Raw genomic sequence first — 7,888 nt, 5'->3', positions numbered from 1 at the left:
CGGAAGCGGACTACGTCGTGATCGACGACGGTCAGGAGTTCGGCCCACTGTTCGGCGAGCCCGTGGAAACCACGCCACGGAGGCTGGCGCTAAACTCGCGCAGCTCCCGCCATTCGCATCAACACCGGATTCGCTGCCAATGCCTGATAGGGCGTCGGGCAGACTCTCCAGACATGCCTGCCGACCTTGTGTCCGACGATCTCTGAGAGCGCATAGCTGCGCTTCTCCCCCACTCGGCCTGCCCGACGCCATCGCCACCCCGGACGACTGCCGTGCCGGACCGCGTCGCATCTCGCCGGCATCATCTACGTGCTCGCAAGGGCGTGGCCTGGCACGGTGTCCCCATCCAGGTCGTTGGCTGTTCAGGAGTGACTGCCTGGCGCCGGCTCCGACTGGACTGAGGATGGCGTCTCGGCCCCGCCTGCACGAAGTGCTTCTCGCCGAACTGCGGAAGGCGGGTCTCGCCGCATGGGAGGACTCGGCGATCGACGGCTCTCCACGTCCGGGCGCTCAAAGGGGATCACACCGGCCCTCTTCGCCGGTCGATCGGGAGCCGGCCTGGCGGCAAAGCGCCGCCTGATCGTCACGACCGGCTACGGCAGCCCGCTGGCCGTAACGCTGACCGGCGGCCACCGCCACGACGTCGCACAGCTCCTTCTTTTGGACGCGATCGCCGATCGGGGGCCTGCGTGAGACGCCCGCAGACGCGACCGCTACAGACTGTTCGCGCCGACCGGGGCTACTGGCTTCGACAAGTACCGCCGCTCTGCTGTGCGGAAGCTTGATGGAATCAAGCTACTCATTGCCCGTCGCGGCGTCGCTACCACGGTTCCGGCTTGCGCAAGACCCGCTGCGGTCGAGCGGACCTTCTGCAGCTCGCAGCTCCAGTTCGCCGCCTACGCATCATCCGCTACGAGGTACGCGCCGACCTGCACCTCGGCCTCCTACGGCTCGCCTGCAGCATCATCTGCCTGCAACGACTCCGAACCTCATTCTGAAACGATCAATAAGGCGCCGCTGGCGCTCACCCAGCCCGCGTCGGGCCAGCCCTATCAGAGGTTCAGGGAGCGACGAGGATCTGCGAGTCAGCGCGGTGCCCTCAGCAGTCAGCTGTACGGCGAGGGCGAACCACCGCATCCGCGGCCACGGAGCAACGAGGCAACCAGGAGAGCCCCGGCGGAAGTCCCCAGACTCCAGGCGAGCAGGTAGCCCGGAAGGCCTGGGGTGCACTGCCCGTACTCCAGGCAGTGCGCGGCATTGGGATCAGCAGCGACAAGACGAACACCACGAGTGCCGCGGGCATGAAGAGCACAGCGCGGACAACGCCGCCGTGAGGCGACTGCGTCCCCGTCGGGCGGGAACCACCGGCCCGGGTGCAGCCAGTGCGGTTGACCGTGCGGACCGGGTCGCCCCGACGGGCGGCGCAAGGAGCTGAAGACCATGCCCTCATCCAAGACCCGTTGATCGACCCGCACATCGGTTGGCGTACTCACGCCGGCCTAGGTAGCCACGCCCTTCCAGTAGAGCAGACCTGCTGCCCCACGCAGACGACCTTCAACACCCGCGGGACGTGGGTCGAGATACTCAAGACCGGTCGAGGTGCCAGTGCGGGCCGCCGTCGAACAGAGACGATCTGCCGTCCGGGACGACCTCGACACGGAAGCGGGTCCATCGGGCTGTTCGAGGAGCTCGGCAGGGCCGCCCGCTCCACGGTGTCCCACAACCGCGTCGGGCCACGCTGTTGGGTGTGGCCGTCCCGCTCCGGACGATCGCGGTGGAGCCGTCAGGGAGCCACAGGCCGACCGGCGGCCCGCTCCCCCTCCCTGGCCGCGAATGTGCGTCGCATGCCCCGGGCAGGGCCAGGGACAGCACGAATCGAGGGCGGCCGGTGGCCTGTTCCGCCCCACCTTCGTCACGGTGGCCGGCGCGTTCTGGGGACGTCCGCACCGAACTCGCCTCGCCGCGGACCCCGCTGCGCGCCAGGTGGTGCCCCGACACGGCAAGGGATCTGCGCCACCCGCAGTTCGATGACAACGATCAAACTTCACTTGCACAGGACACCGGCGTAGGGGCGGCGCCGAGCCAGGTGGTGCCGTCAGTTCGCGTGCTGCGTTCAGGTGGCCGTTGTGGCAGGCGACTTCGGTGGGTATGGATCGGGATGCTGCCGTACGTCGGGTAGTTGCCTGCTGGGCGACCAAGGGCTTGCCAGTGGGCTGGGCGACCGTGTGGTTGTAGTCATGCAGAGGGTGTCGGCCTGCGTAGATGCTGCGACTCTCGCGCCGACCCTACGTGCAACTCTCCCGCAGCGGTGGTCAGTTCTAGAACGTTGGGGACCCATCCTCGTGGAGCAGGCTGTTGGCTGAGGCGATGTGGTTGGTCATCTCATCCGCCAGACTCCTGACGTCATCAGCGAGTACGAAGCCGCATTGAAGTGCGGCCTTGGTGAGTGCGGCCTGCGAGGCCTCGCTGGCCTGGTCCCGGCGTTCTTCGGCGTCGTCGTTGAGGCTGTTCGTATCCCGCAGGTGTATGTACCAGCGGACGGCCGAGGCGAATAGTCGAGCAGTGCCTCCATGGCGTCGGCGAACAGTTGGTTGGAGCTCGATGAGGTGTTGCAGCTCGAACTCTTCACGCCGCGCTGTCTGAGTGCGTCATGGGCCTCGTCGGCCTTGTCTTTCCGCGCTGACGCCGGTGGGCAAGCCACCCATTCAGCTGTGTCGCAAGACCGCCCAGGAAGAACGCGGCGATCCCCACCAAAACTTCCAGCCCTCCATAGCCCCTCAGGGTAGGAAGGCAGCCTGCTTGCGGCCAGGTCGCCGGTACGAGGCTCTGTTGCAGAGTGCAACAGCTTCGCCTCTCACTTCCCGGCAGGACACCAGCTGCGCTGTCGCGGCGCTGTGGGCCACGACAAGACGTACTTGCGGCTGGCACTAGGCGGGCGCGTCGGGCGAGTTCGGCGCCTGTTCGCGGCGAACCGCCTGTTCGTGGCGAACCTGTCACCACCCACGCACGTACATTCCCCGGACCGGCGCCGGCCGGTGCTCGCTCAGGGCTCGCACCGGCCTCGCCCATCCAAATGGGCTCAGCACAGTCGTAGTCGAGCCGATCCGAACGAGAGCCTGGCCAGCGCCGGAGCTCTCAGTCAATGCCGGCTGTCGCGACGCGCGGATGTCGCCGGTGTCCCCTGGAGAGGTACCGCCTACAGGCGCTCGCCTCCAGTGGCGTCGATGATCTGGCCCGTGATCCACCGGGCGTCGTGGGAGGCGAGAGGGCGACGACGTCGGCGACGTCGGTGGGTCGCCCATGCGCGGCGGAGGGCGCGCTGCGCGACGAGGTTGGTGATGGCTTCGGAGTTGCCGCGCAGCCAGTCGGCGTTCATGTCGGTGTCGGTGGTGCCGCGGACGGCGTTGACGAGTGATGCCGCGTGGGCCGAGGTGTTGGGCGAGCAGGGCGTGAGGGCTTCGAGGGCTCCCTTGGTCATGGTGTATCCGATGATGCCGGGGATTGGGGAGGCGGGTGGCGCCGGAGGAGACGTTCACGACGCGTGCGCCGTCGGCTCAGGCGGGGCGGGGCGGCTGATGATCAGGAGCGGCGCGGTGGTGTTGATCTGCTGCTGGCGGACGAAGTCCTCGGCGGTGGTCTCCTCGATGACGCCGTTCACGATGATCGCGGCGTTGTTCACCGGGGACCTGCACGCGCGCGTCGCGCAGTTCGCCCGCGGCTGCGTCGTAGGAAGCCCAGAAGGCGGTGCCGGTGTCGGGTTCGGCCAGGTCGGCGGCGAAGGAGAACGCCGTGCCGCCGGCCGCGGTGATCTTCCGACGACGTCCGCCGCGGCGGCCGAGTCCTGGCGGTAGTGAACTGCGACGGTGCAGCCGTCGGCGCCGAGACGGCCGGCGACGGCCGCGCTGATGCCGCGGGCTGGCGCGCCGGTGACAACCGCGATGCCGTCGGACTTGCGGGCGTTGAGCACTTTCGGCGTCGCGCAGGTCGATGTCAGACATGATGCCCTTCTTCGCCCTGGATCGGGCGGTGTTGGGTGCTGCTGCTGATGGCGTATGGGCTCCCGCGGTCTGTCGCGGTAGCTGTCCCAGAGGGGAACCTCGACTCCACGACTTCTATTCCGATCGGAGTGAAGTCGTGGAGAGGAGTCAGTGACACCGGAATGCGCCGCGGGCGGGAGATGGCGGAGTTGACTTTCTATATCAATCGGTACAGAAATCGGCGCCGATCGCTGCTCAGGGAGGTACGCTGCACACATGGCTGGTCTCGCGGAGCATCGTCGTCATGGGTCGGCCTCGGGAGTTCGACGTCGACGAGGCGCTTGAGCGCGCCATGCGGCTGTTCTGGGAGCGGGGGCTACGAGGGCGTCAGCCTCACCGACCTGACCAAGGCCATGGGCATCACGAAGCCAAGCCTGTACGCAGCCTTCGGCGACAAGAAGGAGCTGTTCCGCAAAGCTCTGGACCGGGCTACACCGAGGGCCCGGCCGGCTATGGGACTCGCGCCTTGGAGGAGCCGACCGCGCGAGGCGTGGTCGAGGCGATGCTCCGTGGAGCGGTGCGGACCACGACGCGTCCAGAGCGGCCCGGTGGGATGCCTGGGCGTGCAGGTCGCGTTGGCGTCGAGCGAAGCGGGACGGCCCGCGCACGACATGCTGGTCGCCCCTGGCGGAACAGCGCGGCTCTACGCCTGGAGGAGCGTTTCCAGCGGGCCGTCGACGAAGGCGATCTGCCGCACGACGCCGACCCCCGACGACTCGCCCGATACGTCACGACGGTGACCTTCGGGATCGCCGTCCAGGCTCGCAAGCGGCCTCGGCCGCGACGAACTCCAGGGCATCGCCGACATGGCACTGGAGTGCTGGCCGCCGAACCGGGCGTGCGACGGACGCAGAGCGGGCGTTCCGGCCAGTAGACCAGCCAGCGCCTCGCGATAGCGGGCCTCGCCGGCCTGCCGGCCGGTCGGTCCGCGCCCACCCCCGTCACTTCGCCCCAGGGCTATCGCCGCCTGATCCCGCGCCCTGCGACGTCCCCGCCGGTCGAGACTCAACAAGGGCACCGACCCGACCGGGAGCTACGGGTTGGCGGGCCCGGGCGACCCGCCGGCGCATCAACGGCGTTTACCACCCGAGGGTTTCAGCGACGCGGGGCCCTCAGGGTGTCAGGACGGTGCCGCCGGATGTCGGCGATGGTGGTTTCGGCCAGGCGTGCCCGCCAGGCCTCGTCGGCGGCGTCCATCATCGTAGTGCACCGCGCATTTCTCGCGGCACTCCTCGCGCGTCGCGGCGACGGTGCCAGTGGCGGCGCAGTTCACGGCAGGTGAAGGTGGGGGCCGGTTCCCTCGACGGCCTCGACCACGGCCAGGCCGGTGGTCTGATCGGCGGGCTTCGCGAGCCGGTAGCCGCCGCGGGGTCCGCTCGTCGAGGTGAGTACGCCCGCAGCGACGAGGCGCTTCAGGTACTTGGCGAGGTAGGGCTCGGGCAGCGCGTACGCCTCGGCGAGCGTGCGCCGCGGCACGGCGTGCCGTCCGGCGCTTCGAGAGCAGCGTGCAGATGTGCATCGCCCACTCGACACCCCTGTGACACCTGCATGTACCGCACGATACCCGACAAGGATATCGTGGATACATGACATCCACGATATCTGTGCGGCCCAGGCTGCCTCGCCGTGGTGCTGGTGGCCGCGTTCATGAGCCAGTTGCGACTTCTTCGTCGTGAACGTCGCCGCCCCCCGCCGTCCAGGATTCCCTGTCCGCCACGGACGCGAGCTGGAGCTCGTGGTCGGCGGGTACGCCTTCGCCTACGCCAGCGGGCTGATCGCCGGTGGCAGGCTCGGTGACCTGTACGGGCATCGCCGCGTCTACCTGACCGGCCTGATCCTGTTCGCTGCCACGTCGGGGCTGTGCGGGCTCGCACCGACCGCGGCCTGGCTCGTGATCGCCCGCGTACTGCAGGGTTTCGCCGCGGCGGTGATGATCCCGCAGGTGCTCGCCACGATCAGCACCGCGCTGCCCGCCGGACGGCGCGGCTGGGCGATGGGCTGGTACGGGGGCCGCGACGGGGACGGGGTCGATCGCGGGGGCAGATCCTCGGCGGCTGGTCCGTCGAGCGCCGACCTCGCCGGGCTGGGGGTGGCGGGCGATCTTCCTGATCAACCTGCCCATCGCCGCGCTCACCTTCGCCGCCGCTTGTGTCGTGATGCCTGCATCCGCCGGGCGGACGCGCCCCCGCCCTGAACGGCGCAGCCGCTGCGGGAATCGGGCTCGCACTGGCCCTGGTACTGGTTCCGTTCGTCCTCGGACGGGAGTGGGGCTGGCCCATCGTGGCTGTGGCTGCCACTCGCCGGGATCGGTCTGATCCGGTTGTGGTGCGAGCCGAGCGCCGGCTTGCCGACCGGGGCGGCGATCCCATCCTCGATCCCGCTCTGCTCACGGTGCCGTCGCTGCGGCGCGGCGCCCTGGCCTCGATCGCCTCTCATGCTGTTCTTCGCGAGCTTCATGTTTGCGTCTCACCATCCTGCTGCAACAGGGCGAGCACCTTTCGCCGTTGCACGCAGGGCTGTACCGTACCCTCCGGGATCACGTTCGTGACCAGCTCGCTGCTGATGCGCAGTTGGGTCGCACGGGACCAGGGAGCGTTCGATCCGCACCGGGTATCCCTCGTCACCGGGCTCGGGCCGGTGACCGCCATGACCGGCCTGCTCGTCAGCGGGCTGCCGACCGTGCCGGCCCTCGTGGTCGCGGTGTGCCTGACCGGGTTCGGCAACGGCCCTCGTACTGCCGACACTGATCAGGGTACTCCCTCTCCGACATCCCGCCTGCCCGGGCGGGTGTGGCCTCCGGCCTCGTCACCGCGGCCCAGCAGTTCACGCCGCCTCCGCCGGGGGTGGCACTGCTGGGAACCCTCTTCCTCACCCTCAGCGACGACGGACGGCCACGCGCGGGCCATGGCGTGGACGCTGCCCCTGGACCTGCTGCCCTCGCCGCGGTCGCTGTGATCGCCGGCCGCACGCCGCACGGACCCCGGGCAGACGCGCCGGACGAAGCCGCAGCAGGCTGAGGCGCAGCACCACAACCAGCAGGCGTTCCAAGCGTGTTGTCCAGGGACCTTGTTCCCCTCGCGTACGAGGAGCGCGTAGCGAGTGTTGCGTTGTGGCTTGCCTGACCGGGCGCACCTGTCCTCGGCTGGGCAGCGACCCTGGCCGGCCTGTCTAGTGCTCTCACCTCGGTGGCTGACCGGGCACTTCTGACCTCGGTGGCTGACCGGGCACTGTGGCTGCCCAGGCCACCGCGACCAAGGGCGGTGAAGATCGGTGCGCCGGATGCGAGGCGCCGATGGTGAGTTCACCGGAGGCTGGTCGGGGCCGTGGTGACGTGGAGCCGGTGCCGGATGCTGCCGTGCTGGAGGACGAGGTCAGGGATGATCCGGTGCCGTAGTCGAGAGGCGACCAAGGTGAGCAGTGCTTCATGCCCGTCGGCCTCTGCGGCGATGCGGGGGTGTGATGCCGTGGCGGCGGAACCATCGGTTGGCGATGTCCCGGACCAGGCCCCGTCTGGGGAGTACGAACGACTCGTCGGGGTCCGGGAGTTGTGCGTCTGATCCCCGTGGGCCGGCTCGGACCAGGACGCAGTACGGGTGACGGTGCGCGCGAGCGAGTGGCCGGAACCCGGGAGGGCATGGCCGCGACGGCGAGGTCGGCCTCGCCGTCGTCGAGGGGAGCGCGAGGGCCGCTGCGGCGTCGCCGGTCCGCACCGAGATCTGCACCCGGGGATGGGCGCTTCGGAGCGGTGCCAGCAGGTCGGGCAGCAGGCTCTGGCAGGCCGTGACCGAGGCGAACACCCCTCAGTCGGCCGCTGAGTTGGTCCCCCTCCGAAGCCGTTGTCGCTGTATCGG

General features: G+C 69.3%; 5 protein-coding genes and 2 pseudogenes. 4 read left to right on the top strand and 3 right to left on the bottom strand.

Features of this window, described 5'->3' with window-relative positions; translation table 11 throughout:
- A partial coding sequence (locus tag RBJ77_RS21900) for a hypothetical protein (RefSeq protein WP_372346579.1) occupies positions 1 to 206 on the top strand: 206 nt, incomplete at its 5' end.
- 6 nt (positions 207 to 212) lie between these two features.
- Positions 213 to 998, top strand: a pseudogene (locus RBJ77_RS21895) (transposase).
- Positions 999 to 3,196: 2,198 nt separating this feature from the next.
- Here the strand turns inward: RBJ77_RS21895 and RBJ77_RS21890 are convergent.
- Positions 3,197 to 3,478, bottom strand: a complete 282-nt coding sequence (locus RBJ77_RS21890) for a hypothetical protein (RefSeq protein ID WP_372346578.1) — start codon at positions 3,476 to 3,478, stop codon at positions 3,197 to 3,199.
- A 54-nt stretch (positions 3,479 to 3,532) separates the two neighbouring features.
- Entirely contained in the window at positions 3,533 to 3,679 is a 147-nt protein-coding gene (locus RBJ77_RS21885; RefSeq protein ID WP_372346577.1) for a hypothetical protein, read from the bottom strand.
- 602 nt (positions 3,680 to 4,281) lie between these two features.
- Here RBJ77_RS21885 and RBJ77_RS21880 point away from each other — a divergent pair.
- A pseudogene (locus RBJ77_RS21880) lies at positions 4,282 to 4,933 on the top strand (TetR/AcrR family transcriptional regulator).
- Between the two features lie 373 nt (positions 4,934 to 5,306).
- Here RBJ77_RS21880 and RBJ77_RS21875 read toward each other — a convergent pair.
- Positions 5,307 to 5,513, bottom strand: a complete 207-nt coding sequence (locus RBJ77_RS21875) for an Rrf2 family transcriptional regulator (protein ID WP_372346576.1) — start codon at positions 5,511 to 5,513, stop codon at positions 5,307 to 5,309.
- Positions 5,514 to 5,709: 196 nt separating this feature from the next.
- On the opposite strand from RBJ77_RS21875, the gene RBJ77_RS21870 reads away from it, so the two are divergent.
- Positions 5,710 to 6,231, top strand: a complete 522-nt coding sequence (locus RBJ77_RS21870) for an MFS transporter (protein ID WP_372346575.1) — start codon at positions 5,710 to 5,712, stop codon at positions 6,229 to 6,231.
- Positions 6,232 to 7,888: the final 1,657 nt, after the last annotated feature.

Origin of the sequence: Streptomyces sp. KL116D, assembly GCF_030766975.1 — a bacterium.
GTDB lineage: Bacteria > Actinomycetota > Actinomycetes > Streptomycetales > Streptomycetaceae > Streptomyces > Streptomyces longispororuber_A.
This window is presented reverse-complemented; position numbering and strand designations above follow the sequence as displayed.